Genomic DNA, 23,703 nt, shown 5'->3' on the forward strand with positions numbered 1-23,703 from the left:
CAAATCTTGAATCCTGCTAAACGGCGCGCGCCCCTCGCGCGGGCGCCGGATCCGGTGTTAAGATCGCCGCTCAGCCCTTTTCACGGTTCCTCCATGTCCGCTGCCCTGCGCTCGCCCTCGATCCTTGCCGCCATCGCGGCAGGTGCGCGCGCGGCCGGGCTGAAACTGAAAAAACGACTCCTCGACTGACGGGGACGTCGCGTCCCGTCAGGCGAATGCCGGACGGGATGCACGCAGGTCGTTTCTTTCTCCTTGCTCGCACGCCTCGCTCCGGCACACCGCCGGCGGAACGGTTCCTTCCCACTCCGTTTCCACCATGAGGCTTTGCATGCACACACGTTTCGAAGGTATCTGGCTGCCGCTCATCACGCCGTTCCACGACGGCGAGGTCGACCACAGCGCACTCGCGCGGCTCGCGCATCACTATGCGGCGGCGGGCATCGCGGGTTTCGTCGCGGGCGCGACGACCGGTGAAGGCGTCCTGCTCGACGCGCGCGAACAGGACGCCGTGTTCGCGACGCTGCGCGATGCGGTGCCCGGCCTGCCGATCGTCGTCGGGCTCACCGCGAGCGCGACGCACTTCGCGGCGGCCCGCGCACGCGAACTCGCCGCGCTGCGGCCCGACGGGCTGCTCGTCACGCCGCCCGTCTACGTTCGGCCCACGCAGGACGGCATCCGCCGCCACGTCGAAGCGATCGTCGACGCGGCCGACCTGCCGGTCCTCGTCTACAACATCCCGTACCGCACCGGCGTGAACGTCGAACTGGAGACGCTGCAGGCGCTTGCGCGCGACCCGCGCGTCGCGGGCATCAAGGAATGCGGCGGTACGCTCGACCGGATGAGCCGGCTCGTGCACGACACGCCGCTCGCGATCCTCTCCGGCGACGACAACCAGAACTTCGCCGCGCTGTGTGCCGGCGCGCATGGCGCGATCGCCAGCAGCGCGCACGTGCTGCCCGAATGGCACGTGCGCATTCACGCGCTGCTGCGCGACGGCCGCCTCTCCGACGCGCGGCGGCTGTCGGTCGCGCTGCAGCCGCTGGTTGCCGCGCTGTTCGCGGAGCCGAATCCGGCACCGGTGAAGGCGGTGCTGGCCGCGCAGGGATGGTGCGAGGACGGGTTGCGGCTACCGTTCGTGCCGGCGAGCGAGGGAGTGCGGGAGAGGCTGGCCGCAATTCTGGCCACGCTCGGTGCAATCGCCTGGGACATCGAGGTAGCGTAGGCCGAGACGCGACACGCGGCTCGGACATCGGGCGAATCTTCGCCCAGACTGTTTCAAACCGTCAGAACGAGAGACAGGCCGTAGTGCGCAAGCTGGGCGTCGGCCGTCACGAGTTGCAGCGGTTCATGCCGAGCCTGCGCGACGAGCAAGCGATCGAACGGGTCGCGATGGTGGTGCGGCAAATCATGCACCGCGGCCCCGTGCACGGCGCGAACCGGCAGTTCGCGCACCCCGCTTGTGCCGATCGAGCCGATCAATCTGCCCACGTCGATGCCGAGCCTACCGAGGCCGGCCTTGATGGCGGCCTCCCAGATACTCGCACTGCTGACGAAGCATTCATCTGCACCCGAGATCAGCTTGCGCGCCCGCGCACTCAGCTTCGGGTCGTTGGTCACGATCCACAAAAAGATGTGCGTATCGAGCAGCAGGCGCATCAGCGTCCCTCGAAGGCGTCCAGCAGATACTCGGGCAGCGGTGCATCGAAGTCATCCGCGATCCACGCCTGACCTTCCAGGACACCGAATCGAACGGGCGACTTCGCCGACCCGGCTGGATCGACGGGAGGCCTGTCGGCCGGGCTCGATACGTCGCCCCGTTGCGATGAGTCGATCGCAATGCCGTTGGGCAGGTTCGTGTTTTGCATGATGACCTCCGTTTCAGGTGTCCATCACTGTAGTCCCGTTCGCCTGACGGCTCCATTCGGCCGATCGGGAGATGCCGACGCATGCCGAGCCGCTGCTCCGGAACGTTTCGTCACGCCGCCAGAGCCGCCGCCTCCCCCTGCGTCGCGTCCCGCACCGCCTGCGTGACGATCCGCGCGAGCCGCTCGACGGTCGGCGTCGCCGACGACGTACGCCGCAGCAGCATCAGCGGCAGGCTCGGCAGCTCCGGCAGCCCGGACGACGCCGCGTCGAGCACGCGCACCGATGCGGGCAGCCCGTAGTGCGAGCGCACCGTCAGCCCGAGGCCGGCCGCCGCCGCGGCCCACAGCCCGGCCAGGCTCGGCGTGGTGAACGCAACGCGCCACGGCACGCCCGCGCGATCGAGTGCGTCGGTCGCCGCGCCGAAGAAGCGGCACGGCCGGTCGAACACCACGAGCGGCAGCGGCTCGCCCGACGCGCGCCTCGCACGAAGGCTCGCGCCGTCGTCCTCGGCCGCATCCGCCGGTCCGCCGCCGTCCGGCATGCCGAAGCCGCCCGCGCCCATCGCCGCGATCCACTGCATCGGCACCTGCGCGATCGCGTCGCTGGCGATACCCGCGCGCGACACCAGCGTCGCCGACGCCGGGTCGCCCCACACGAGCGCGAGATCGAGCTGGTTCGCGTCGAGCCGCTCGAGCAACTCGGCGTTGCGCGCGACGCGCGCCTCGATCCTCACCTTGGGATGCGCACGCGCGAAGCGCCCGAGCACGTCGGGCAGGATCGCTTCGCCGAAATCCTCCTGCAGGCCGACCCGCACCCAGCCGTCGAGATTCATGCCGCGCACGGCCGCGGCCGCTTCGTCGTTCAGTTCGATCATCCGCCGCGCATAGCGCAGCATCGCGTCGCCGGCGTCGGTCAGCGCGAGCCCGCGCCCGGCCTTCACGAACAGCGGCGTACCAGCCTGCTCCTCGAGCTTGCGGATCTGCGCGCTCACCGCCGACGACGAACGCGCGACGCGATCGGCAGCCTTCGCGAAGCTGCCGAGATCCACGCCCGCGACCAGGCTGCGCAACGCCGCGACGTCGAAGTTCGGCCGGGCCAGCGCGGCGTCGGGTGCCGCGAGCGACGCAGCGCCATGGGCATTGGCTTGTCCGGACATTTCAACCATCCCGTTTTATCGAACGATTCATCAAAAACTTTCCGATTTTCAGGATGAATGTAGGTCGCCACACTGACGATGTCAATTTCCGAACGGGCACTGTCGCCATGAATACATCCTGCCTCGCTTCCTCGTCCTCACCCGCGCGCGACGCACGCGGCCCGGCCCATCGCTGGCGCGTGCTTGCGGCCGGGGTCGCCGCGAACATGAGTTTTTCCGCCGCTGCGGCGGGCATTCCGACCACCGCGGTGTGGATGCGCTCGGCCTACCACCTCGACAACGGCGCGCTCAGCCTCGTGCTCGGCGCGCTCGGCTTCGGCGTCGCGCTGTCCGAGCTGCCTTGGGGAATCGCCGCCGACCGCTTCGGCGACCGCCGCGTGCTGCTCACCGGCCTCGTCGCAACCGCCGCGATGCTTGCGCTGATTGCGGCCCTGCTCGTCCCGAGCTCGTATGCGGTGCCGCCACTCATGCGCGTCGTCGCGGCGATGTGCTGCGTCGGCCTGCTCGGCGGCAGCGTGAACGGCTCGAGCGGACGCGCGGTGATGCGCTGGTTCGGCGAGCGCGAACGCGGGCTCGCGATGAGCATCCGCCAGACGGCCGTGCCGCTCGGCGGCGGCGTCGGCGCGGCGCTATTGCCATCGCTCGCATCGCATGCGGGCTTCGCCGCGGTGTACGGCACGCTGATGCTGCTGTGTGCCGGATCGGCCGCGCTGACGTGGCGCTGGCTGCACGAACCGCCCGACGCGCCGGCCGCCGCGCACCGCTCCGCCGCGCAGCAACCGCCGGCCGCGCCCGCGCGCAGCCCGCTCGCGAACGGCCGCGTCTGGCGCATCGTGCTCGGCATCGGCGCGCTGTGTGCGCCGCAGTTCGCGGTGCTCACGTTCGCGACCGTGTTCCTGCACGATTTCGGCCGGCTCGGCCTCGCCGGCATCAGCGCGGCGATGGTCGCGCTGCAGCTCGGCGCCATGGTGATGCGGGTCTGGAGCGGCCGCCATACCGATCGGCATGGCAACCGGCGTGCGTACCTGCGCGGGTCGGTCTGCGTCGCGGCCGGATGGTTCGCGCTGCTCGCGGCCGCGACCGCCGGCAGCCCGCACGTGCCGCTCGCCGCGATCGTCGCGATTCTCGTGTTCGCCGGCATCTGCGTGTCGGCGTGGCACGGCGTCGCGTACACCGAGCTCGCGACGCTCGCGGGCGCGAACCACGCGGGCACCGCGCTCGGGATGGCGAACACGATCGTCTATCTCGGGCTGTTCGCGACGCCGCTCGCGATTCCGCCGCTGCTCGCCGTCAGTTCGTGGAGCGTGGTCTGGCTCGCCGCCGCGCTGATCGCAGGCGCGACCTGGCCGCTCTTTGCGCGATAGCGACGGCGATCGTCATCGCGCGAAACACGCGGACGCCGTCGTTCATGATGCACATATCGCGACATCCGCACGCCCACGCCGTCACACCGTCACACCGTCACACCGTCATGCCGTCACGCCGTCACACCGTCATGCCGTCACGCCGTCACGCCGCCTCGCGCGCCAGCGCGCGCCGCGCGGACGGCCGCTCGGCCTCGCGCTGCGCATGCGCGGTCCACGCGGGATGCCGCGTCATGTCGAGCCCGATCGCGGCTCCCCAGCGATACAGCACCAGCAGGAACGGATCGACGATCGAATGGCCACCCGGCTCGGCCCACGTGCGGCCGTCGGCGAGCGCGGCTTCGATCGATGCGTTTGCCGCATCGATCAGGTCGCGTCCGTGCGCGCTGATCGCGCCGTGCAGCGCGGGATCGCCGATGAAGCGCCCCGGCCGCCATAGCGTGCCGTAGCCGACGCCGTGCACCCAGCCGACCAGCCAGGCGAGCCATTCGTGGCAGCGCGCCTCGCGCAGCGGATCGTCGAGCGGCAGCAACCGTGCGTCCGGATGACGACGCGCGAGATACGTGAGGATCGCGGGGGTTTCGGTCAGCACGCGCGGCTCGCCCGGAATCGCGAGCACGGGCACGCGCGCCTTCGGGTTGATCGCGAGATAGCGCGCGTCGAGATTCTGCTGCTCGCGCACGGACACGATCTCGACGTCGAACGGCGCACCGGTTTCCTCGAGTGCGATGTGGGCGGCGAGCGAACACGCGCCCGGCGAAAGATAGAGACGATATGCGTTCATGGTGGCGTTGCCCGGCGGGCCTGTTGACAGACGGCACCGAGTGTAGGAACGCACGGCCCGCGGCCGCAAACGATGAATTGTCGTGCTCGGGCATTAGTGCTACTAATGCGTGATGCGACGCATCCATCTTCCCCCGCTGCAGACGCTGCGCGCGTTCGAAGCCGCCGCGCGGCTGCAGAGCTTCACGCGCGCGGCCGACGAACTCGCGCTCACGCAGGGCGCGGTCAGCCAGCACATCCGCGCGCTCGAAGCGCAGCTCGGCTATCCGCTGTTCACGCGCGAGCGCAACGGCGCCACGCCGACACACGCCGCCCATGCGCTCGTGCTGCAGGTGCGCCAGGGGCTGAGCGTGCTCGAACGCGCGTTCGAGCCGGCGCTCGCCGTGCGCGGCCGTCAACGCGCCAGCGACGTCACGCTGAACGTGAGCGTGCTGCCGAGCGTCGCCGAGCGCTGGCTCGCACCGCGCCTGCCGCGCTTCGCCGCCGCGCATCCGCACATCGCGATCGTGCTGCATCCGGACGCTGCGCTCGCGCCGCTGCGCAAACGCGACCGCATCGACGTCGCGCTGCGCTACGGGCCGGGCACCTGGCCGGGCGTCGTCGCCGAAAAGCTGATGAACGAGACGGTCTTTCCGGTCGCGAGCCCGGCGTACCGCAATCGCGACGGCATCGTGCCGCGCGCACCGGCCGATCTCGTGCGCGCGACGCTGCTGCGCCATCCCGCGCAGCCGTGGGAACCGTGGTTCCAGGCCGCGCGGCTCGATCTCACCGAATCCGCGCGCGCGCCGCGCTTCACCGATGCGAACGCATTGATCGACGCGACGCTGAAGGGACGCGGCGTCGCGCTCGCGCGCCGCTCGCTGATCGAACCCGAACTCGCTGCCGGCACGCTCGTGCGCGTGTCGACGGTGCGCGTGACCGACGTGTACGCGCACTACGTGGTGTGGCGCCCCGATCATCCGCACGCGGCGGCGATCCGCACGTGGCTCGACTGGCTGCGCAGCGAGGTGCGGCGCAGGACGCCGCGACGCTGAAACACGGCAGCCGCGTCGTCGAAAGCATCCGGTCAGCCTCACGAAAGCCTTTCGCGATCATGCTCCAGTCGCAAACGATTCACCGAATCGTCGCATCGCATCGGCATACTCGAAAACGTTCCCGATCCGCCTGCCTGGAGAGAAGTCATGCGTTGCGCCGCCCTCGTCGTCCTATGTGCCGCCACCTTCGTCGCCGCCTGCAGCGACGACGCGCCGCACGACGCGCCCGCGACCGACGCCTCGCAGCAGGCCGGCGCATCGTCCGGCTCCGCGAGCGCGTTCAACAGCGACGCGGGCGCGAATGCCGCCGCGTCCGATGCCGCGCCGCTCGCGCCGCCCGTCGTCCACTATCCGCCCGACGATGACGACGACGCCAAAACCGCGCCGAACGCGGGCGCGTCCGGCGTCGCCGCGTCGTCGCCGCACTGATCCCGCCGCACCTGCTTCCGTCCCCGATCGCAGAACCGAGGTGAAATAACATGACGTCATCCAGCCGCCGCCGTTTCCTGCATACCGTCGCGCAATCCGCGGGCGCGGCCGTCGCGCTCAACGCGTTCCCCGAATCGATCCGGCGCGCGCTCGCGATTCCGGCCGCGCGCGGCACCGGCACGATCCGCGATGTCCAGCACATCGTCGTGTTCATGCAGGAAAACCGCTCGTTCGATCATTACTTCGGGCACCTGCGCGGCGTACGCGGCTACAACGACCGCTTCCCGATCCCGCTGCCGAACGGCAAGCCGGTGTGGTGCCAGCCGTCGAAGGAAGACCCGGCGAAACCCGTGCTGCCGTTCCGGCTCGACACGAAGACGACCAGTGCGCAGTGCCTCGGCGCGCTCGACCACTCGTGGGCGAAGACCCACGCGGCGATCGACGGCGGCCGCTACGACCAGTGGCCCGCGAACAAGACCGACATGACGATGGGCTATCACGTGCGCGAGGACATCCCGTTCCACTACGCGCTCGCCGATGCGTTCACCGTGTGCGACAACTATTTCTGCTCGCTGCCGGGCCCGACGCACCCGAACCGTTCGTACCTGATGACGGGGACGGTCGACCCGACCGGCAAGTTCGGCGGCCCGCTGCTCGACAACGCCGACTACGTCGACGGCGACCTGCCGCCCGCGTATCAGCTGCTGTCGTGGACGACCTTCCCCGAGCGGCTCGAGGCGCACGGCGTGTCGTGGCAGATCTACCAGCAGGGGCTGACGTGGGCCGACCCGTACAACGGCAACTACGGCACGAACATCCTGCAGAACTTCACGAACTTCATCAACGCGAAGCCGGGCTCGCCGCTGTACCAGCGCGCGCAGACGGTGCGCACGCTCGACAACCTGAAGGACGACGTGATCAACGACCGGCTGCCGCAGGTGTCGTGGCTGCTGCCGCCCGCCGTGTTCTCCGAGCATCCGAAATACACGCCCGCGTACGGCGCGAACTACACGTCGCAGATCCTCGACGCGCTGACGTCGAATCCGGACGTGTGGGCGAAGACCGTGCTCTTCATCATGTACGACGAGAACGACGGCTTCTTCGATCACGTCGTGCCGCCGCAGCCGCCGACATCCGCCGCGCAGGGCGCATCGACCGTGACGACCGACGGCGAGCTGCACACCGTCGTGAACCCCGGCCGCGGCGGCAGCTACACCGCCGACGGGCTGCCGTACGGCCTCGGGCCGCGCGTGCCGATGACGGTCGTGTCGCCGTGGTCGAAAGGCGGCTTCGTGTGCTCGCAGGTGTTCGACCACACGTCGGTGCTCCGCTTCATCGGCGAGCGCTTCGGCGTCGACGAGCCGAACATCACGCCGTGGCGCCGGAGCGTCTGCGGCGACCTCACCGCCGCGTTCGACTTCCGCTCGTCCGACGCCTCGTTCCCGTCGCTGCCCGATACGAGCCAGTACCGTTCGATCGCCGACCAGCAATGCACGTCGCAACCGGCGCCGACGGTGCCCGCGACGCCGTCGCCGATCGACCCGCAGGAACCCGGCGTGCGGCCGGCGCGCGCGCTGCCTTACGAGCTGCATGTGAACGCGAGCATCTACGGCGGCAACACGCTGCGCATCGAGTTCGCGAACCGCGGCAACCAGGGCGCGCACTTCCAGGTGTACGCGACGAACCGCACCGACGGCCCGTGGCGCTACACGGTCGGTGCGCGCCGCGTACTGCACGCGGACTTCGACCTGACGGAAACGAACGGCGTGTATGCGTTCTCGGTGTACGGGCCGAACGGTTTCGTGCGCATGTTCGCGGGCAACGTGTCGGCCGCGGCCGCGCACCGCCGCAACCACGCGCAGCCGGAGGTCAAGGCCGGCTACGACATCGCGAACGGCAACCTGTACCTGAAGCTGCGCAACCACGGCGCGGATCACGTCACGCTGACGCTGGTCGACAACGCGTACGGCGCGCCCGCGCGCCACGTGACGCTGCACGGCGGCGACGAACATGTCGAGCAATGGGCGCTCGCGTCGAGCCACCACTGGTATGACGTTACGGTGAGCGACGGCGCGAACGGCACGTTCTCGCGCCGCTTCGCGGGCCACGTCGAGAACGGCCGGTCGAGCTACTCCGATCCGGCCGCGGTGCACCCCGTCTCCGCGTCGTAAGCACGGCGGCACGACGGCGCGCGGCAGCCGCCGCGCAGCGCGTGCCCGTGAACGTCAGATCGCGTGCGCGAGCGCGCGGTCGACGCGCGCGGCGTCGAAGCCGTCGTCCGCGTCGCGAAAGCGCAGCGGCGCCGCGCAATGCACCAGCGTGTCGATGAAATACTTCGCGCGCGGCCACGGCCCGAAGCCGGCCGCGGTATTGATGTGTCCCGCATCGCCGAGGTTCACGAACGCGCTGCCGAGCCGCTGCGCAAGCGTGCGCGCATCGGCGAGCGGCATCCACGGATCGGTCTCGCTGCCGATCACGATCGACGGCACCGCGAGCCGGCGCGCGTCGAACGGCCCGGCAAACGCGAATTTCTGCGGACTGGCCGGTGCGGCGAGCAGCACGCCCGCGACGTCGGCCGCCTGCGGCCATTGCGCGAGCGCATGCGCGGCCGCGAGGCAGCCGAAGCTGTGCGCGGCCAGCACGAACGGGCCGCGCTCGCGGTCGAGCAGCGCGCGCACCGACTGCGCCCAGCGTGCCAGATCGGGAGCGTCCCAGTCGGCCTGTTCGACCCGCAGCGAACGCGGGAACTGCCGCTCCAGCCAGGTCTGCCAGTGGGCGCCTTCGCTGCCGTGCAGGCCCGGAACGGTCACGAGCCGCGGCGGCCACGCCGATTTGCTGCATGCGCGCATGATTGCCCTCGCTTGCTTTGCTTGGAGACGAGATTCGATTGTGGCGCGCCGCCCTCGGCGGCCGAACCAATATTTCGTGCTTTGCTTTTGAGCGGGACGGCCATCCGGGGACGGCCACCGGGTACAGCCACCGGGGCAGCCCCCGCCGCAGGCCGCACGGCGCGGGCCGGCGGCCTCGCGGCGGCGCAATGCGCCGCGAAACCGTAGAATGTGGGCTTCCCGCTTGCCATGCATCGGATCGAACCCGGCCGCCGCGCCGGTTCCGATCGACAGGAGACGCCCGATGTCCGCTACGCCCGCCGGCGCGCTGCGCCCGTTCCATCTCGCCTTTCCCGTGTCGAGCCTCGCCGACGCGCGCGCGTTCTACGGCGGCCTGCTCGGCTGCCCGGAGGGCCGCAGCTCGGAGCACTGGGTCGACTTCGACTTCTTCGGCCACCAGCTCGTCGCGCACCTTGCGCCGCACGAGACCGGCGCAAGCGCGGTGAACCCGGTCGACGGCGACGACGTGCCCGTGCGCCATTTCGGCGTCGTGCTGTCGATGGACGAATGGCATGCGCTCGCCGACAAACTGAAGGCCGCGCAGACGCGCTTCGTGATCGAGCCGCACATGCGCTTCAAGGGCGAGGTCGGCGAACAGGCGACGATGTTCTTCCTCGATCCGTGCGGCAACGCGCTCGAGTTCAAGGCGTTCGCCGACATCGGCCAACTGTTCGCGAAGTAAGCGCATGAAGATCCTGTTCTACTCGCCGCACCAGGAAGCCGGCGCATGGCGCGACGCGATCGCGCAGGCGCTGCCCGAGGCCGAGCTGCGCGCGTGGCAACCGGGCGACACGGCCGCCGCCGACTACGCGCTCGTATGGCGCGCGCCGCGCGAGCTGTTCGCGCCGCGCGACGGGCTGCGCGCGATCTTCAATCTCGGCGCGGGCGTCGACGCGCTGCTCGCGCTCGACCGCGCGCATCCCGGCACGCTGCCGCGCGACGTGCCGCTGGTGCGCCTCGAGGATTCGGGCATGGCGCAGCAGATGATCGAATACGTGACGCACGCGGTGCTGCGCTACCTGCGTCGCTTCGACGAATACGAAGCGCTGCAGCACGAGCGCCGCTGGACAGTGCTCGAACCGCATCCGCGCGCGCGCTTCACCGTCGCGGTGCTCGGTCTCGGCGTGCTCGGCGCGCAGGTCGCGCGCTCGCTTGCCGCGCTCGGGCTGCCGGTGCGCGGCTACAGCCGCAGCCCGAAGCAGCTCGACGGTATCGAAACCTTCGCGGGCGGCGATGCGTTCGACGCGTGCATCGACGGCGCGAAGGTGCTCGTGAACCTGCTGCCGAGCACGCGCGATACCGACGGGATCCTGTCGGCACGGACCTTCGCCAGGCTCGCGCCGGGCGCGTACGTGGTGAACGTCGCACGCGGCGCGCATCTCGTCGAAGCCGACCTGCTCGATGCGCTCGCGAGCGGCCAGGTCGCCGCGGCGACGCTCGACGTGTTCCAGCACGAGCCGCTGCCGGCCGATCATCCGTTCTGGCACGCGCCGCGCATCACGATCACGCCGCACAGCTCGGCCGAGACGCTGCGCGACGAAGCCGTCGAGCAGATCGCCGGCAAGATTCGCGCATTCGAGCGCGGCGAGCGTATCGGCGGCATCGTCGACTACGCGCGCGGCTACTGAATTCCGCCCTACACAAAACTGGAGACAACCATGACGTTCCCCACCGCCGTCAAGATCGTCGAAGTCGGCCCGCGCGACGGGCTGCAGAACGAAAAGACCTTCGTGCCGACCGACGTGAAGATCGCGCTCGTCGACCGGCTGTCGCGCGCCGGTTTCCGCAATATCGAGGCCGCGTCGTTCGTGTCGCCGAAATGGGTGCCGCAGATGGCCGACGGCGCGGACGTGATGGCCGGCATCGAGCGTCGCGCGGGCACCGTGTACTCGGTGCTCACGCCGAACCTGAAGGGCTTCGAGAACGCGCTCGCCGCACGCGCCGACGAAGTGGTGATCTTCGGCGCGGCGAGCGAGGCGTTCTCGCAGCGCAACATCAACTGCAGCATCGCCGAGAGCATCGCGCGCTTCGAGCCGGTCGCGAAGGCCGCGAAAGATGCCGGCCTGCGGCTGCGCGGCAGCGTGTCGTGCACGCTCGGCTGCCCGTACCAGGGCGAGGTGCCGGTCGCCTCGGTCGTCGACGTGGTCGAACGCTTCGCCGCGCTCGGCTGCGACGAGATCGACATCGCCGACACGATCGGCGTCGGCACGCCGAAGCGCACGCGCGAAGTGCTCGCGGCCGTCACGCGCGTGTTTCCGCGTGAACGGCTGTCGGGCCACTTCCACGACACCTACGGCCAGGCGCTCGCGAACATCTACGCGGCGCTGTTCGAAGGGATCGAGATCTTCCACGCGTCGGTCGCGGGCCTCGGCGGCTGTCCGTACGCGAAGGGTGCGACCGGCAACGTCGCGACCGAGGACGTGCTGTACCTGATGCAGGGCCTCGGCATCGACACCGGCATCGACCTCGCGCAGGTGGTCGCCGCCGGCGACTTCATCTCGAACGCGATCGGCCGCGCGAACGTGTCGCGCGCCGGTCGCGCGTTGCTCGCCAAGGCGCAGAGCACGGCCGACGCGCCGAGCTGCGTCTGACCCGACATTGACGGATTACTCCATGACGACACCCGCTTCATTCGACGCTCTCCCCGATTCCGCGCGACGCGTCGCGCTGCTGCTGCGCGAACGCGGGCATGAGAAAGGGATCGTGATGCTCGCCGAGACCGGCAAGACCTCCGCCGAGGCTGCGGCCGGACTCGGCTGCTCGGTCGCGCAGATCGCGAAGTCGATCCTGTTTCGCCGTGAATCGGACGGCCTGCCGGTACTCGTCGTCGCAAGCGGCACGAACCGCGTCGACGAGAAGAAGGTCGCCGCCCAGGTCGGCACGGTCGGCCGCGCCGATGCGAAGTTCGTGCGCGACAACACCGGCTACGCGATCGGCGGCGTCTGCCCGATCGGTCACCTCGTCGAACCGGTCACGCTGATCGACGCCGACCTCCTCGCGCTCGACAGCCTGTGGGCAGCCGCCGGCCATCCGCACGCGGTGTTCAACCTGTCGCCGCAGGAGCTCGTCACGCTGACGGGCGCGCCGGTCGCCGACATCGCGCTGCGCAACGACGCATGAGCGCCGTGCCGGTATCGGTCGGGACGGTCGCGTCGCCGTGCACCGACGTATGCAGGATCGACCCGCGTACCGACTGGTGCGCGGGCTGCCTGCGCACGCGCGACGAGATCAAGGGATGGCGCGCGTCGGACGACGACGCGAGACGCGCGTTGCTGGCGCGGCTCGACGCGCGGCGGCGCCTGCTCGCCAGGAGCGGCGCATAAAAAAATGCCGTTCGGCCTGTCTGGCGAACGGCATGAGATCGGAATCCTGTGAACGTGATCAACGTCACAGCCCGCATCATACGAGCGACGCTGCAGCATCGCATCGGGTGTTTCCCTACAACTTCTTACAGCATGTTTCGTGCGCAATCGGCGTTCCCGGATGCGGCGCTGACGGGCGTCGGCGCCGAGCCGCACGGCAGGCCGTAGCGGCAAGCCGTAGCGGCAAGCCGAATCGCACGACCGTTTCAGTTGCCGACCGCCGCGCGGCGCGCGGGCACGATGCGCCAGCCGAGGTTCACGCCGGCCGCCGCGAGCAGGATCAGGAGCGCGCCGAGCACCTGCGTCCACGCGAGCGTCTGCCCGAACGCGACGCGATCGACGATGATCGCGACGACCGGATAGACGAACGACAGTGCGCCCGTCATCGCGACCGGCAGCTTCTGGATCGCACCGTACAGCAGCACATACATCAGACCGGTGTTCACGACCCCGAGCACGACGAGATCGAGCCACTGCGCGGCCGTCGCGGGCAGCGTGCCGAAGTGCGCGAACGGCGCGAGCAGCACAATGCCCAGGCCGGCCTGCAGCAGCGCGAGCAGATGCGGCGGCGTGCCCTTCAGGTGCTTCGTGACGATCGACGACACGGCGTACAGGAATGCCGCGCCCAGCGACAGCGCGACGCCTTCGAGATATTCGCCGGGTACAGCGAGCACCGCCGGCTCGACCCGCACCACGCACACGAGCCCGATGAAGGCGAGCGCGAGCCACGCGATCGTCGAGGCGCCGACCCGTTCGCGGAACACGATCGCGCCGAGCGCAACGAGCATGAACGGCTGCGTGTTGTACACGGCGGTCGCCATCGAGATCGACGCGCGCGAATACGCGGCGAACAGCAGCAGCCAGTTCGCGACGATCGCGACGCTGCCGAGCGTCGCGAGCGCGAGCATGCGCGGCGAAAACAATGCGCGGCGCAGGAAGCCGAGCGCCGCACAGACGATCGCGAGCGTCGCGGCGCCGAACAGGCAGCGGAAGAACACGACGTTGGTAAGCGGTTGCTGCGACGACATCACGAGCCAGCCGATCGTGCCGGACATCATCATCGCGACGACCATCTCGGCGGCACCGCGGCGGATTTCGTTCGAGGCCATCATGGACTCCGTTTGACGAGAGGAGATGACTTCGATTCTAGGAACTTGCTTTCCGCGCATCCACGACTAAACTGAAGCGAAACAATCGATTCACCTTCGAAAGCAAAGCGATCATGTCGAAACGCCTTTCCCCGCCCGCCGTCGCGTCGCTGGACGCGACCGACCGCGCGATCCTCGCGGCGCTCGCCGAGGACGCGCGCATCGCCACCAGCGAACTGGCGCGGCAGATCGGGTTGTCGGCGCCCGCGACCGCCGACCGCGTGCGGCGGCTCGAAGCGCAGGGCGTGATCGCGGGCTTCACCGTCGAGCTCGACCCGCGCGCGCTCGGCTACACACTGCAGGCGATCGTCCGCGTGAAGCCGCTGCCGGGGCAGTTGCATCTCGTCGAGGAGGTGTTGCGGCGGATCCCGGAATTCGTCGAATGCGACAAGGTGACCGGCGAGGACTGCTTCATCTGCCGGCTCTACCTGCGCTCGATCGAGCACCTCGACGACATCCTGTCGAAGGTGACGGAGCGCGCGGAAACGAGCACGGCGATCGTGAAGTCGACGCCCGTGCCGCGCCGCCTGCCGCCCCTCGTCGAAGACGATGCCGCGCGCCGCTGACCGTCGGCGCGCGCCACCCGCTGCGGCCAGCGCCGCTCACGCGGCCGCGTCGCGCGCTTCGAAGAACGCGAGCAGCTCGTCGATCAGCGCGACGGGCGCCTCTTCCGGAATGTAGTGCCCGCACGCGAGCGCGCGGCCGCTGACGTCGCGCGCGACGCGCCGCCATTCGTCGAGCGGATCGAAGCAGCGGCCGACGATCCCGTTCTCGCCCCACAGCACGCGCAGCGGGCACGCGACCTTGTTGCCGCGCTCGAGATCCGCGCGGTCGTGTTCGAGATCGATCGTCGCCGACGCGCGGTAGTCCTCGCACATCGCATGCACGGCGCCCGGCTGCGCGAGCGCGGCGCGATACGCGGCGAGCGCTTCCGGCTCGAACGGCGCGAGCCCGGCGGAACGATTGCCCATCACGCGCTCGATGTATGCATCGGTGCGGCCTTCGATCAGCGTTTCGGGCAGCGGCGCCGGCTGGATCAGGAAGAACCAGTGGAAATACGCGGTCGCGAACGCACGATCGGTTTGCTCGTACATCGCGAGCGTCGGCGCGATGTCGAGCAGCATCATCCGCTCGACGGCCGCCGGATGATCGAGCGCGAGCCGGTGCGCGACGCGCGCGCCGCGATCGTGCGCGCATACGTGGAATTGCGCGAAGCCGAAATGCCGCATCACGGCGACCTGGTCGGCCGCCATCGCGCGTTTCGAATACGGCGCGTGCTGCGCGTCGCTCGGCGGCTTGCCCGACGTGCCGTAGCCGCGCAGGTCGGTCGCGATCACCGTGAAGTGATTCGCGAGCGTCGCGGCGACGCGATGCCAGATCATGTGGGTCTGCGGATGGCCGTGCAGCAGCAGAAGCGGCGGCCCCGCGCCTCCTTTGACACCGAAGATGTCGGTGTCCTGCACCGTCACGCGAAACGGTACAAACGCGTCGAACGACATGGTTTCTTTCTCGTTGGCTTGTTATGGCGGATATTGTAGGAGCGCCCGGCCGACTGCTGCGCGCGGTAGATGCCCGAATGCGTAGAAAGAGAACACTCACTCGATTGTCGCCACACCGCGCAGCTTGCTAAGCTCGCGTAGAATCGCACGACCGTTCGCATCAATATGAACGCATCGCTGCGCCGCTACACTCGAAGCACCGTTCGACCGCCAAGCATGCATGCCGGCGCCGGCGCGATCGCGCCGGGTCCGGCCGCCCCTCGAGACTGGAGACATCACATGGCATTGCCCGCCGTCCTGCAGAACCTGACGCTGCCCGTCATCGCGTCGCCGATGTTCATCGTCAGCTACCCCGAACTCGTGCTCGCGCAATGCAAGGCGGGTATCGTCGGATCATTCCCCGCGCTCAACGCCCGTCCGGCCGAACTGCTCGACGAGTGGCTCACGCAGATCCAGTCCGAGCTCGCGGACCACAAGGCGAAGCACCCGGACGCGGTGATCGGCCCGATCGCGGTCAACCAGATCGTCCACCAGTCGAACGTGAGGCTCGAGCATGACGTGCGCGTGTGCGTCGAGCACAAGGTGCCGATCTTCATCACGAGCCTGCGCGCGCCGGCGCGCGAGATCGTCGACGCGGTGCACAGCTACGGCGGCATCGTGCTGCACGACGTGATCAACCTGCGTCACGCGCAGAAGGCGCTCGAAGCCGGCGTCGACGGGCTGATTCTCGTCGCGGCCGGCGCCGGCGGCCACGCGGGCACGACCTCGCCGTTCGCGCTCGTCGGCGAAGTGCGCCAGATGTTCGACGGCCCGATCGTGCTGTCCGGCTCGATCGCGAACGGCGGCTCGATCCTCGCCGCGCAGGCGATGGGCGCCGACTTCGCGTACATGGGCACGCGCTTTATCGCGACGCAGGAAGCGCACGCGGTCGAGGACTACAAGCACGCGATCCTCAACGCGAAATCGTCCGACATCATCTACACGAACCTCTTCACCGGCGTGCACGGCAACTACATCCGCGAGAGCATCGAGAAGGCCGGCCTCGATCCGGACGCGCTGCCGGAATCGGACAAGTCGAAGATGAACTTCGGCGGCGACAAGGCGAAGGCATGGAAGGACATCTGGGGCGCCGGCCAGGGCGTCGGCCTGATGGACGACCTGCCGAGCGTCGGCGCGCTCGTCGAGCGGCTGAAGCGCGAGTACGACGACGCGAAGGCACGGCTCGGCATCGCCCGCTGAAGCAGGCGGCGGGTTGCTCCACCGCCGCGCCTGATGCCGGCCCCAACAAAAAAGCGCGAACCGCACACGGCTCGCGCTTTTTTCGTGTCCACCCGCGGACGGCCGGCGCCGCTCAGCCCGCGCGCTTGATCCGCGTGATCGGCAACACGCGCAGGCGCGACTCGATCGACGGGCACAGCGACTGCCCTTCGAATCGCGCGGCGAGGAAATCGACGAACGAACGCACCTTCGCGGACACATGGCGGCGGCTCGCGTACACCGCATAGATCGGCGCCTCGTGCGGCGGCACGGAGTCGAGCAGCACCGGCACGAGCCGGCCGGATTCGATGTCGTCGCCGACCACCTCGGTGCCGAGCAGCGCGATGCCCGCGCCCGCGAGCACGGCCGCGCGCAGCCCTTCGAGATGGTTCACGATCAGGTTGCCGTTCAGGCTCACGCGCGACGCGGCGGCCGCGTCGATCACCAGCGAATCGAGCATCGTCGAATTCGAATCGCGGCGCAGATAGTTGTGGTGCGCGAGATCGGCAATCGTCTGAGGCGTGCCGTGCTTCTCGAGATACGCGGGCGACGCGACCAGCAAGATGTGCGCGGTCGCGATCTGCCGTGCGACCAGCGACGACGATTTCAGTCCGTTCGGCGCCGCGCGCACCGCGACGTCATAGCCTTCCTCGATCAGGTCGACCACGCGATCGGACAGCGTCATGTCGACGGTCACGTCCGGGAACCGGCCTGCATAGTCGGTGACGGCCTGCATCACGTGCCGCAATCCGAACGCGGACAGCGACGTCACGCGCAGGCGGCCCTGCGGCACGACGCTCGCGGCGCCGACCGCCTGTCCGGCTTCGTCGAGTTCCGACAGCGCCTGCACGAGGCGCTCATAGTATTCGCGTCCCGCCTCGGTCGGCGCGACACGTCGTGTCGTACGATGCAGCAGCCGCGCGCCGAGCTGCTGCTCGAGATGCATCACGTGCTTGCTCGCCATCGCGGCCGACATCTGCATGCGCTCGGCCGCGCCGACGAAGCTGCCCACTTCGACGACGTAGCGAAACACATTCATGCTGACGAGGGTATCCATCGAACTAGCTCGCAATTCCTGGGAATCATGCAATTACGAGATAGGGTAACAAAGGCGAGGAAACAAAAAGGTCAACAAAAGCAAAACGGCGCCGCGGATGGCGGCGCCGTTTTGGGGCGGAAAGCCGGCAGGCGGGACGCGCGCGGAATGCGCGCCCCCTGCGAACGAATCGTCAGAACTTCGCGCGGATGCCTGCGCCGAACGTGTTGCCGCTCGACAGGCCGCTGATGTGGTCGTTCATGTACGCGGCGTAGACGTCGGTGCGCTTGGACAGCGGATAGTCGTAGCCGACGGCCCAGGTCTGGCGCGTCTGGTCGAGGCCGCCCGCGTCGCGCGAGTATGCGTACGACGCCATCGCGTTGCCGACGCCGAGCGGCACCGACACGCCGCCCTGCGCGGTGTTCACGTGCCAGCTGCCCGCGACCTGGTCGTTCTTCGTATACATATACTGGCCGAACAGCTTCACGTACTTCAGGTCGTAGGTCGCGCCGACCAGGCCGATGCCCTGGCTCTTCATGCCGGTCACGAGCGAGCTCAGGTCCTGCGGGCCGTTGTTGAAGTTCACGTACTGGTAGACGGCGGTCGCCGCGAACGGGCCGTTCGCGTAGTTGAACTGCGCGCTCCACTTCTTCGAGCGGTTGTCGCCGGCCGTGTTGCCGAGCGCGTACATCGCCGCGAAATTCAGGCCGCCGAACGAAGGCGACGTGTAAGACAGCGCGTTGTTCCAGCCCGAATCGCCGACCGCGCCCTGGTCGCTCGGATAGGTCGGGAACGTGCCGAGGCCGAGGAACACGTGGTACACCATCGGCGAGAAGGTGTACGAGTCGTAGAACGGGTTGAACAGGATCGTCGACAGGAACAAGTGCGTCGTCAGGCGGCCCGCCGTCACCGTGCCGTACGGCGAGCTGACGCCGACGTACGCGTTGCGCGCGAAGAACGTGTCGCCCTGGAAGCGGCCGAACTGGCCGTTCTGCGCACGGAAGAAGCTTTCCATCGTGAAGATCGCCTTGTAGCCGCCGCCGAGATCCTCTGCGCCGTGCAGGCCCCAGTACGACGTCGACATCCCGCCGCCCGACACGTTCCATGCGCGATTGCCGCCCGGGAACTTGGTTGCGCCGACCCATTCGTCGACCTGACCGTAGAGCGAAACGCTCGACTGCGCGTGGACGGGTGCGGTTGCCGCCACGCAGGCGGCCGCGGCGATCAGCTTGACGGACGTGCGCGACGCACGGCGAGCGAATGCTTTCATGGGATCTCCAGGTTTTGTCGAATAGTCGATAAGTGGCGCGAGCGTTGTTTTTGGAGCCGATTGCTTGCGTCGTATGGGGCGCAGCCATCTTTACGGATCATTTGTCCGGTCAAAATTGCGCGCACTTATTGCGGGTATAGCGACGGCATTAACTTCGCGAAATCGACACGTGACCGGGCGCGCGTCAGCGGCCCCGCGCGGAGCGGGCACGCGACCGGACGGCCGCGGGGCGCGCGCGTGCCGGGCGCGAAAGATAGCGCAATGCTGCGGGAAAATCAGCGGAAATCTGCGCGCGACTGTGGCGAATTCGCATCACAGCCGGCGGGGGGAACGAACGCGCGGGGCGCTCGGCGAACGCGCAGGGCGCTCAGTTTCGGTAGAACGGGGAGAAAAACGGCGAGTGGGAAGGTTCTTCCTGCGCGCGAGGCGGCGGCATCGGACGGCCGCCGCGCTCCTCGTTGTAGCGCGCGACGTCGGCGCGGATCGAGCCGGCACGCAGCGGCACGTTGCCGCCGCCGGGTGGCCGCGGCATCTGGCGGGAGTCGGCACTGATCGGGCGATACGGGCTCTGCGCGGCGTAATGGCCGTACGACGGCGTCGGCCGCAGCCCCCAGCGGGAACCGTAGCCGCTCACGCCGCCGGCACGCGCGCCGGCACCGCCCGGCGGCAGTGCCCTGCGCCAGACCGGCGCGTTGCCGGCCGGCCGGCCATAGGCGTGCATGTCGCCGCCACCGAAACCGTGACTGAAACCGTGACCGAAGCCGTGGCCGCCGAACGCCTGGCCGCCGTGCGGCGGTTGCGCGAGCGCGAGCGGCACCAGCAGCGCGCCGAGCACGCCCGCCACCCATCGTCCGACCTTCAGTTTCACCCGTTCCGTCATCATTCAGTGCCTGTTACCGCTCGCCGCCGGCCGTTTCCAGCCAACGCAAGCCTTTCAGCAGTAATTTATGAGCGGTCCGAAACGGTGTCGAGCCAAAAAGTGTTAGGTCGCGGGCATCGGTGTAACACCATGTTACTGCTAGGTTTTTTCACTTCATGGCGCAATCGTGGCAGAACATTCTTCTGCCATTTTGCGCAACAGCGGGCCGCCGCGGACGCCCGCTGTTGCATGCAATCGATTCATCAATTGATTCACACAATGAATTTGTGTATTGAATAGTCAATCGGGACAATATCGGCTTCGCGCGCGAGGTGCGCGCCCGCCGTTTCCGAATCGAGTTTCCCGATGGCCCGTCCCCGTTTCCTTCCCGACAACTTCACGCTCGCGCTCGTCGGCACCGTCGTGCTCGCGAGCCTGCTGCCGTGCCGCGGCCCGGCCGCCCATGCGTTCAACTGGGCGACCAACATCGCGGTCGGCCTGCTGTTCTTCCTGCATGGCGCGAAGCTGTCGCGCGAAGCCGTCGTCGCGGGCGCGACCCACTGGCGGCTGCATGCGGTCGTGCTGCTCAGCACGTTCGCGCTGTTCCCGCTGCTCGGCCTCGCGCTGAAGCCCGTGCTGCAGCCGCTCGTCACGCCGACGCTCTATGCCGGCGTGCTCTTTCTGTGCACGCTGCCGTCGACGGTCCAGTCGTCGATCGCGTTCACGTCGATCGCGAAAGGCAACGTGCCGGCCGCCGTGTGCGCGGCGTCTGCGTCGAGCCTGCTCGGGATCTTCGTGACGCCGGCGCTCGTCGGGCTGATGATCACGTCGCAGTCGGCCGCGGCCGCGTCGCCGTGGAGCACCGTCGGCAGCATCGTGATGCAGCTGCTCGTGCCGTTCATCGCCGGCCAGCTGCTGCGGCCCGTGATCGGCGGCTGGATCGACCGCAATCGCGGCGTGCTGCGCTTCGTCGACCAGGGCTCGATCCTGCTCGTCGTCTACGTCGCGTTCAGCGAGGCCGTAAACCAGGGGCTGTGGCACCAGATTCCGGCGCGCGCGCTCGGCGGCCTGCTGGTCGTCAACGTCGTGCTGCTCGTGATCGCGCTGGTGCTGACCACGGTCGTCAGCAAGCGGCTCGGCTTCAACCGGGCCGACCAGATCACGATCATTTTCTGCGGATCGAAGAAGAGCCTCGCGGCCGGCGTGCCGATGGCGAAGGTGATCTTCTCCGCGCAGGCGGTCGGCGCGATCGTGCTGCCGCTGATGCTGTTCCACCAGATCCAGCTGATGGCGTGCGCGGCGCTCGCGCAGCGCTGGGGCGCGCGCGACATGAGCGGCGAGCGTGACGGCGAGAGCGCCGCGGCCGGGACGGCGCGCACGCAGGGTGCGCTGAACGCGGGCAAGCACTGACGCGGGAGGGCGCGGCCGGCATGGCTGGCCGCCGCTGGGTATTCGCCGGTCTGCTTCCGTCCCGCGGCTCTCGGCTCTCGCCCTTCCGCCCTTCCGCCCTTCCGCCCTTCCGCCCTTCCGCCCCTCCGCCTTCCCGCCTTCCCGCCTCAGCCTCAGCCTCAGCCTCAGCCTCAGCCTCAGCCTCAGCCTCAGCCTCCACCACCGCGCCGCCGCGTCCCTTCAGCCCGCCGCGGCGCATGCACCAGAAACGTGCATCGCGTCACGAAATCTTCATTCAATTCTCTGCACGCGCTGCCGTTAAAGTCGGGCGTCCCATCGTCTCTGCCGTCCTCGTCAATGCCCGCGCCCCATCCCGATTCGTCCGCCGCCCCCACCACGCGCCTGATCGCGGAGCGCGCGCTCGCCGCCGTGTTCCAACCGATCGTCGACCTCGGATCCGGCACGGTCGTCGGTTACGAAGGCCTGATCCGCGGCCCGCGCGGCACCGATCTCGAGCCGCCGGCCGCGCTGTTCGCGCAGGCCGCCCGCGACGGCACGACCGTCGCGCTCGAACAGGCGGCCGCGCTCACGTGCCTCGACGCGTTCGCGGCACTCGGCTGCGACGGCAAGCTGTTCCTCAACTTCAGTGCGGGCACGATCGAGCAACTCGCGCGCGAACGCGAGCGCGCGCGGCAGCTGCTCGGCCGCGCACGGGTCGGCGCCGAGCGCATCGTGATCGAGCTGACCGAGCAGACCGCGATACCGGACATCGCGCGCATCGAGCCGGCAGTCGCGTCGCTGCGCGACGCGGGCATCCAGTTCGCGCTCGACGACTACGGCACCGCGAACGCGAGCATGAACCTGTGGCTGCGCCTGCATCCGGACGTCGTGAAGATCGACCGCTTCTTCATCCACGACATCGCCCGCGACCCGCTCAAGTTCGAGGCGGTCAGGGCGATGCAGCACTTCGCGCAGGCGAGCGGTGCGCAGCTGATCGCGGAAGGCATCGAGAACGCGTGCGACCTGATGGTCGTGCGCGACATGGGCATCTGCTGCGTGCAGGGCTTCCTGCTCGGCCGGCCGAACGCGCATCCGCCGCGGGTCGTCGCGCCGGCCGCGCGCGACGCGATCCGCACCCCGCACATCGCGGTGTTCCCGGGCGCCACGCGCACCGTGCGGCCGGCCGGCACGATCGCGGCGAAGATGCTGGTCCCGGCGCCCGCGCTGCCGCGCGATGCGAGCAGCAACGACGTGCTGGACCTGTTCAACCGGATGCCGGGCCTGCACGCGGTCGCGCTCGTCGAACGCGGGCGGCCGGTCGCGCTCGTGAACCGGCGCGGCTTCATGGACCGCTTCGCACTGCCGTACCACCGCGAGGTGTTCGGCAAGAAGCCGTGCCTGCAATTCGCGAACGACGCGCCGCTGATGATCGACAACGCGACGACGGTCGAACAGCTCGCGATGCTGCTCGCAAGCCACGACCAGCGTTATCTCGCGGATGGTTTCGTGATCACCGAACACGGCCGCTACGTCGGGCTCGGCACCGGCGAGAGTCTCGTGCGCGCGGTGACCGAAGTGCGCATCGAGGCCGCGCGTTACGCGAATCCGCTGACCTTCCTGCCCGGCAACATCCCGATCAGCGCGCACATCGACCGCCTGCTGGAGCGCGACGCCGGTTTCCACGCGTGCTACGTCGACCTGAACCAGTTCAAGCCGTTCAACGACCAGTACGGCTACTGGCAGGGCGACGAAGTGCTGAAGTTCGCGGGCACCGTGCTGGCCGGCGTGTGCGATCCGCAGCGTGACTTCCTCGGGCACGTCGGCGGCGACGATTTCCTCGTGCTGTTCCAGCGCGACGACTGGCGCACGCGTGCGGCCGACGCGATCGCGCGCTTCAACGACGGCGCGCAGCGCTTCTACACGCAGGCCGACCGGCTGGCGGGCGGGCTGCGCGGCGAGGACCGCCACGGCAACCCCGCGTTCTTCGGTTTCGTGACGATGGCGATCGGCGCGGTTGGCGTGCCGGCCGGTGCGAACGGCGCGATGCGCTACGGCAGCGACGAGATCGCGTCGCTTGCGGCGCTCGCGAAACGGCGCGCGAAACAGCAGCCGGGCGGGCTCGCGGTCGTCGATCTCGACGCGGGCCGCGCGGCGCTGCGGGAGCGCGGCGAGCCGCCGCACGCGGCGGCGGGCTGAACGGCGGGCGGCAACCGACCGCAGGCAGGCTGCCTGCAGCAGACGGGCCGTCGGCTGCCCGAACAGCATCGACGGTGCGGCCCTTCCCGCGCCCCTGGCGCCCCGATCGACGGTGACGGACTGTCGAGCGTCCGCCCTTTGCGTCGAACATCCGGCCCGCCCATGTG

At 69.2% G+C, this 23,703-nt stretch carries 24 protein-coding genes; 14 read left to right on the forward strand and 10 right to left on the reverse strand.

Features of this window, described 5'->3' with window-relative positions; all coding sequences use genetic code 11:
- The first annotated feature begins 328 nt into the window (after window positions 1–328).
- Complete coding sequence (gene dapA / locus AC1Z3W_RS35110) at window positions 329–1,222, forward strand: 4-hydroxy-tetrahydrodipicolinate synthase (RefSeq protein ID WP_483509431.1); 894 nt, start codon at window positions 329–331, stop codon at window positions 1,220–1,222.
- Window positions 1,223–1,275: 53 nt separating this feature from the next.
- Here the strand turns inward: dapA and AC1Z3W_RS35115 are convergent, their stop codons facing one another.
- From AC1Z3W_RS35115 to AC1Z3W_RS35125, 3 genes are all read right to left on the reverse strand, one after another.
- Window positions 1,276–1,656: a type II toxin-antitoxin system VapC family toxin gene (locus AC1Z3W_RS35115; RefSeq protein WP_057928599.1), complete on the reverse strand. Its 381-nt coding sequence runs from the start codon at window positions 1,654–1,656 to the stop codon at window positions 1,276–1,278.
- A complete protein-coding gene (locus AC1Z3W_RS35120) occupies window positions 1,656–1,865 on the reverse strand; it encodes a hypothetical protein (RefSeq protein WP_057928600.1) in 210 nt (69 codons plus the stop codon). Before AC1Z3W_RS35120 ends, AC1Z3W_RS35115 begins: the two co-directional genes overlap by 1 nt.
- Window positions 1,866–1,975: 110 nt before the next feature.
- Window positions 1,976–3,022 carry a LysR substrate-binding domain-containing protein gene (locus AC1Z3W_RS35125; RefSeq protein ID WP_483509640.1) on the reverse strand — a complete coding sequence of 349 codons (1,047 nt, stop codon included), beginning with the start codon at window positions 3,020–3,022 and terminating at the stop codon, window positions 1,976–1,978.
- A gap of 107 nt (window positions 3,023–3,129) precedes the next feature.
- On the opposite strand from AC1Z3W_RS35125, the gene AC1Z3W_RS35130 reads away from it, so the two are divergent.
- Complete coding sequence (locus tag AC1Z3W_RS35130) at window positions 3,130–4,386, forward strand: MFS transporter (protein WP_483509432.1); 1,257 nt, start codon at window positions 3,130–3,132, stop codon at window positions 4,384–4,386.
- Between the two features lie 145 nt (window positions 4,387–4,531).
- Here the strand turns inward: AC1Z3W_RS35130 and AC1Z3W_RS35135 are convergent, their stop codons facing one another.
- Window positions 4,532–5,170, reverse strand: coding sequence for a glutathione S-transferase family protein (locus AC1Z3W_RS35135; RefSeq protein ID WP_057928603.1), 639 nt, complete (start codon window positions 5,168–5,170; stop codon window positions 4,532–4,534).
- A 112-nt stretch (window positions 5,171–5,282) separates the two neighbouring features.
- Between AC1Z3W_RS35135 and AC1Z3W_RS35140 the strand changes: the two genes are divergently transcribed.
- From AC1Z3W_RS35140 to AC1Z3W_RS35150, 3 genes are all read left to right on the forward strand, one after another.
- Window positions 5,283–6,203, forward strand: a complete 921-nt coding sequence (locus AC1Z3W_RS35140) for a LysR substrate-binding domain-containing protein (protein WP_057928604.1) — start codon at window positions 5,283–5,285, stop codon at window positions 6,201–6,203.
- 147 nt (window positions 6,204–6,350) lie between these two features.
- Window positions 6,351–6,632, forward strand: coding sequence for a hypothetical protein (locus AC1Z3W_RS35145; RefSeq protein WP_483509433.1), 282 nt, complete (start codon window positions 6,351–6,353; stop codon window positions 6,630–6,632).
- Window positions 6,633–6,682: 50 nt separating this feature from the next.
- A complete protein-coding gene (locus AC1Z3W_RS35150; RefSeq protein WP_483509434.1) occupies window positions 6,683–8,803 on the forward strand; it encodes a phosphocholine-specific phospholipase C in 2,121 nt (706 codons plus the stop codon).
- A 54-nt stretch (window positions 8,804–8,857) separates the two neighbouring features.
- Here AC1Z3W_RS35150 and AC1Z3W_RS35155 read toward each other — a convergent pair whose 3' ends face one another.
- The gene (locus AC1Z3W_RS35155) at window positions 8,858–9,481 is read right to left on the reverse strand and encodes an RBBP9/YdeN family alpha/beta hydrolase (protein WP_057928607.1); all 624 of its coding nucleotides are present in this window, start codon (window positions 9,479–9,481) and stop codon (window positions 8,858–8,860) included.
- A 283-nt stretch (window positions 9,482–9,764) separates the two neighbouring features.
- On the opposite strand from AC1Z3W_RS35155, the gene AC1Z3W_RS35160 reads away from it, so the two are divergent.
- The 5 genes from AC1Z3W_RS35160 to AC1Z3W_RS35180 are packed head-to-tail and all read left to right on the forward strand — an operon-like array spanning window position 9,765 to window position 12,843.
- Window positions 9,765–10,202 (forward strand): VOC family protein, encoded by a 438-nt coding sequence (locus AC1Z3W_RS35160; protein WP_175826173.1) that lies wholly within the window; start codon window positions 9,765–9,767, stop codon window positions 10,200–10,202.
- Between the two features lie 4 nt (window positions 10,203–10,206).
- Window positions 10,207–11,148: a 2-hydroxyacid dehydrogenase gene (locus AC1Z3W_RS35165; protein WP_175826174.1), complete on the forward strand. Its 942-nt coding sequence runs from the start codon at window positions 10,207–10,209 to the stop codon at window positions 11,146–11,148.
- 30 nt (window positions 11,149–11,178) lie between these two features.
- Window positions 11,179–12,111 (forward strand): hydroxymethylglutaryl-CoA lyase, encoded by a 933-nt coding sequence (locus tag AC1Z3W_RS35170; RefSeq protein ID WP_483509435.1) that lies wholly within the window; start codon window positions 11,179–11,181, stop codon window positions 12,109–12,111.
- 22 nt (window positions 12,112–12,133) lie between these two features.
- Window positions 12,134–12,640, forward strand: a complete 507-nt coding sequence (locus tag AC1Z3W_RS35175) for a YbaK/EbsC family protein (RefSeq protein WP_057928611.1) — start codon at window positions 12,134–12,136, stop codon at window positions 12,638–12,640.
- Window positions 12,637–12,843, forward strand: coding sequence for a DUF1289 domain-containing protein (locus AC1Z3W_RS35180; protein WP_057928612.1), 207 nt, complete (start codon window positions 12,637–12,639; stop codon window positions 12,841–12,843). Before AC1Z3W_RS35175 ends, AC1Z3W_RS35180 begins: the two co-directional genes overlap by 4 nt.
- A gap of 245 nt (window positions 12,844–13,088) precedes the next feature.
- Here the strand turns inward: AC1Z3W_RS35180 and AC1Z3W_RS35185 are convergent, their stop codons facing one another.
- Window positions 13,089–13,991, reverse strand: coding sequence for a DMT family transporter (locus tag AC1Z3W_RS35185; protein ID WP_057928613.1), 903 nt, complete (start codon window positions 13,989–13,991; stop codon window positions 13,089–13,091).
- Between the two features lie 113 nt (window positions 13,992–14,104).
- Here AC1Z3W_RS35185 and AC1Z3W_RS35190 point away from each other — a divergent pair, with 113 nt between their 5' ends.
- The gene (locus AC1Z3W_RS35190; protein WP_057928614.1) at window positions 14,105–14,596 is read left to right on the forward strand and encodes an Lrp/AsnC family transcriptional regulator; all 492 of its coding nucleotides are present in this window, start codon (window positions 14,105–14,107) and stop codon (window positions 14,594–14,596) included.
- Between the two features lie 36 nt (window positions 14,597–14,632).
- Here AC1Z3W_RS35190 and AC1Z3W_RS35195 read toward each other — a convergent pair whose 3' ends face one another.
- Complete coding sequence (locus tag AC1Z3W_RS35195; RefSeq protein WP_483509436.1) at window positions 14,633–15,529, reverse strand: alpha/beta fold hydrolase; 897 nt, start codon at window positions 15,527–15,529, stop codon at window positions 14,633–14,635.
- A gap of 279 nt (window positions 15,530–15,808) precedes the next feature.
- Between AC1Z3W_RS35195 and AC1Z3W_RS35200 the strand changes: the two genes are divergently transcribed.
- On the forward strand, window positions 15,809–16,768 hold the full coding sequence (locus AC1Z3W_RS35200) for an NAD(P)H-dependent flavin oxidoreductase (RefSeq protein ID WP_175826177.1): 960 nt from the start codon (window positions 15,809–15,811) through the stop codon (window positions 16,766–16,768).
- A gap of 112 nt (window positions 16,769–16,880) precedes the next feature.
- On the opposite strand, the gene AC1Z3W_RS35205 is transcribed toward AC1Z3W_RS35200, so the two are convergent.
- The 3 genes from AC1Z3W_RS35205 to AC1Z3W_RS35215 form a co-directional block, all read right to left on the reverse strand.
- Window positions 16,881–17,843, reverse strand: a complete 963-nt coding sequence (locus AC1Z3W_RS35205; protein WP_057928617.1) for a LysR family transcriptional regulator — start codon at window positions 17,841–17,843, stop codon at window positions 16,881–16,883.
- Window positions 17,844–18,015: 172 nt separating this feature from the next.
- Window positions 18,016–19,092, reverse strand: coding sequence for a porin (locus tag AC1Z3W_RS35210; RefSeq protein ID WP_057928618.1), 1,077 nt, complete (start codon window positions 19,090–19,092; stop codon window positions 18,016–18,018).
- A 367-nt stretch (window positions 19,093–19,459) separates the two neighbouring features.
- Entirely contained in the window at window positions 19,460–19,972 is a 513-nt protein-coding gene (locus tag AC1Z3W_RS35215; protein ID WP_124835506.1) for a peptide-binding protein, read from the reverse strand.
- 345 nt (window positions 19,973–20,317) lie between these two features.
- Between AC1Z3W_RS35215 and AC1Z3W_RS35220 the strand changes: the two genes are divergently transcribed.
- Window positions 20,318–21,361 (forward strand): bile acid:sodium symporter family protein, encoded by a 1,044-nt coding sequence (locus AC1Z3W_RS35220; protein WP_057928619.1) that lies wholly within the window; start codon window positions 20,318–20,320, stop codon window positions 21,359–21,361.
- 336 nt (window positions 21,362–21,697) lie between these two features.
- Window positions 21,698–23,536, forward strand: a complete 1,839-nt coding sequence (locus AC1Z3W_RS35225) for an EAL domain-containing protein (RefSeq protein ID WP_483509437.1) — start codon at window positions 21,698–21,700, stop codon at window positions 23,534–23,536.
- Window positions 23,537–23,703 lie beyond the last annotated feature (167 nt).

The sequence above is a fragment of the Burkholderia sp. 10_S31 genome (assembly GCF_056930375.1).

Excerpts from the sequence above, each read along its gene's own strand:
- AC1Z3W_RS35140 (WP_057928604.1), top strand. The coding sequence starts at position 5,283 with ATGCGACGCATCCATCTTCCCCCGCTGCAGACGCTGCGCGCGTTCGAA.
- AC1Z3W_RS35150 (WP_483509434.1), top strand. The coding sequence starts at position 6,683 with ATGACGTCATCCAGCCGCCGCCGTTTCCTGCATACCGTCGCGCAATCC.
- AC1Z3W_RS35200 (WP_175826177.1), top strand. The coding sequence starts at position 15,809 with ATGGCATTGCCCGCCGTCCTGCAGAACCTGACGCTGCCCGTCATCGCG.
- AC1Z3W_RS35135 (WP_057928603.1), bottom strand. The coding sequence starts at position 5,170 with ATGAACGCATATCGTCTCTATCTTTCGCCGGGCGCGTGTTCGCTCGCC.
- AC1Z3W_RS35210 (WP_057928618.1), bottom strand. The coding sequence starts at position 19,092 with ATGAAAGCATTCGCTCGCCGTGCGTCGCGCACGTCCGTCAAGCTGATC.
- AC1Z3W_RS35215 (WP_124835506.1), bottom strand. The coding sequence starts at position 19,972 with ATGACGGAACGGGTGAAACTGAAGGTCGGACGATGGGTGGCGGGCGTG.
- AC1Z3W_RS35190 (WP_057928614.1), top strand. The coding sequence starts at position 14,105 with ATGTCGAAACGCCTTTCCCCGCCCGCCGTCGCGTCGCTGGACGCGACC.
- AC1Z3W_RS35130 (WP_483509432.1), top strand. The coding sequence starts at position 3,130 with ATGAATACATCCTGCCTCGCTTCCTCGTCCTCACCCGCGCGCGACGCA.
- dapA (WP_483509431.1), top strand. The coding sequence starts at position 329 with ATGCACACACGTTTCGAAGGTATCTGGCTGCCGCTCATCACGCCGTTC.
- AC1Z3W_RS35225 (WP_483509437.1), top strand. The coding sequence starts at position 21,698 with ATGCCCGCGCCCCATCCCGATTCGTCCGCCGCCCCCACCACGCGCCTG.
- AC1Z3W_RS35155 (WP_057928607.1), bottom strand. The coding sequence starts at position 9,481 with ATGCGCGCATGCAGCAAATCGGCGTGGCCGCCGCGGCTCGTGACCGTT.
- AC1Z3W_RS35175 (WP_057928611.1), top strand. The coding sequence starts at position 12,134 with ATGACGACACCCGCTTCATTCGACGCTCTCCCCGATTCCGCGCGACGC.
- AC1Z3W_RS35195 (WP_483509436.1), bottom strand. The coding sequence starts at position 15,529 with ATGTCGTTCGACGCGTTTGTACCGTTTCGCGTGACGGTGCAGGACACC.
- AC1Z3W_RS35170 (WP_483509435.1), top strand. The coding sequence starts at position 11,179 with ATGACGTTCCCCACCGCCGTCAAGATCGTCGAAGTCGGCCCGCGCGAC.
- AC1Z3W_RS35115 (WP_057928599.1), bottom strand. The coding sequence starts at position 1,656 with ATGCGCCTGCTGCTCGATACGCACATCTTTTTGTGGATCGTGACCAAC.
- AC1Z3W_RS35160 (WP_175826173.1), top strand. The coding sequence starts at position 9,765 with ATGTCCGCTACGCCCGCCGGCGCGCTGCGCCCGTTCCATCTCGCCTTT.
- AC1Z3W_RS35180 (WP_057928612.1), top strand. The coding sequence starts at position 12,637 with ATGAGCGCCGTGCCGGTATCGGTCGGGACGGTCGCGTCGCCGTGCACC.
- AC1Z3W_RS35220 (WP_057928619.1), top strand. The coding sequence starts at position 20,318 with ATGGCCCGTCCCCGTTTCCTTCCCGACAACTTCACGCTCGCGCTCGTC.
- AC1Z3W_RS35165 (WP_175826174.1), top strand. The coding sequence starts at position 10,207 with ATGAAGATCCTGTTCTACTCGCCGCACCAGGAAGCCGGCGCATGGCGC.
- AC1Z3W_RS35145 (WP_483509433.1), top strand. The coding sequence starts at position 6,351 with ATGCGTTGCGCCGCCCTCGTCGTCCTATGTGCCGCCACCTTCGTCGCC.
- AC1Z3W_RS35125 (WP_483509640.1), bottom strand. The coding sequence starts at position 3,022 with ATGTCCGGACAAGCCAATGCCCATGGCGCTGCGTCGCTCGCGGCACCC.
- AC1Z3W_RS35120 (WP_057928600.1), bottom strand. The coding sequence starts at position 1,865 with ATGCAAAACACGAACCTGCCCAACGGCATTGCGATCGACTCATCGCAA.
- AC1Z3W_RS35185 (WP_057928613.1), bottom strand. The coding sequence starts at position 13,991 with ATGGCCTCGAACGAAATCCGCCGCGGTGCCGCCGAGATGGTCGTCGCG.
- AC1Z3W_RS35205 (WP_057928617.1), bottom strand. The coding sequence starts at position 17,843 with ATGGATACCCTCGTCAGCATGAATGTGTTTCGCTACGTCGTCGAAGTG.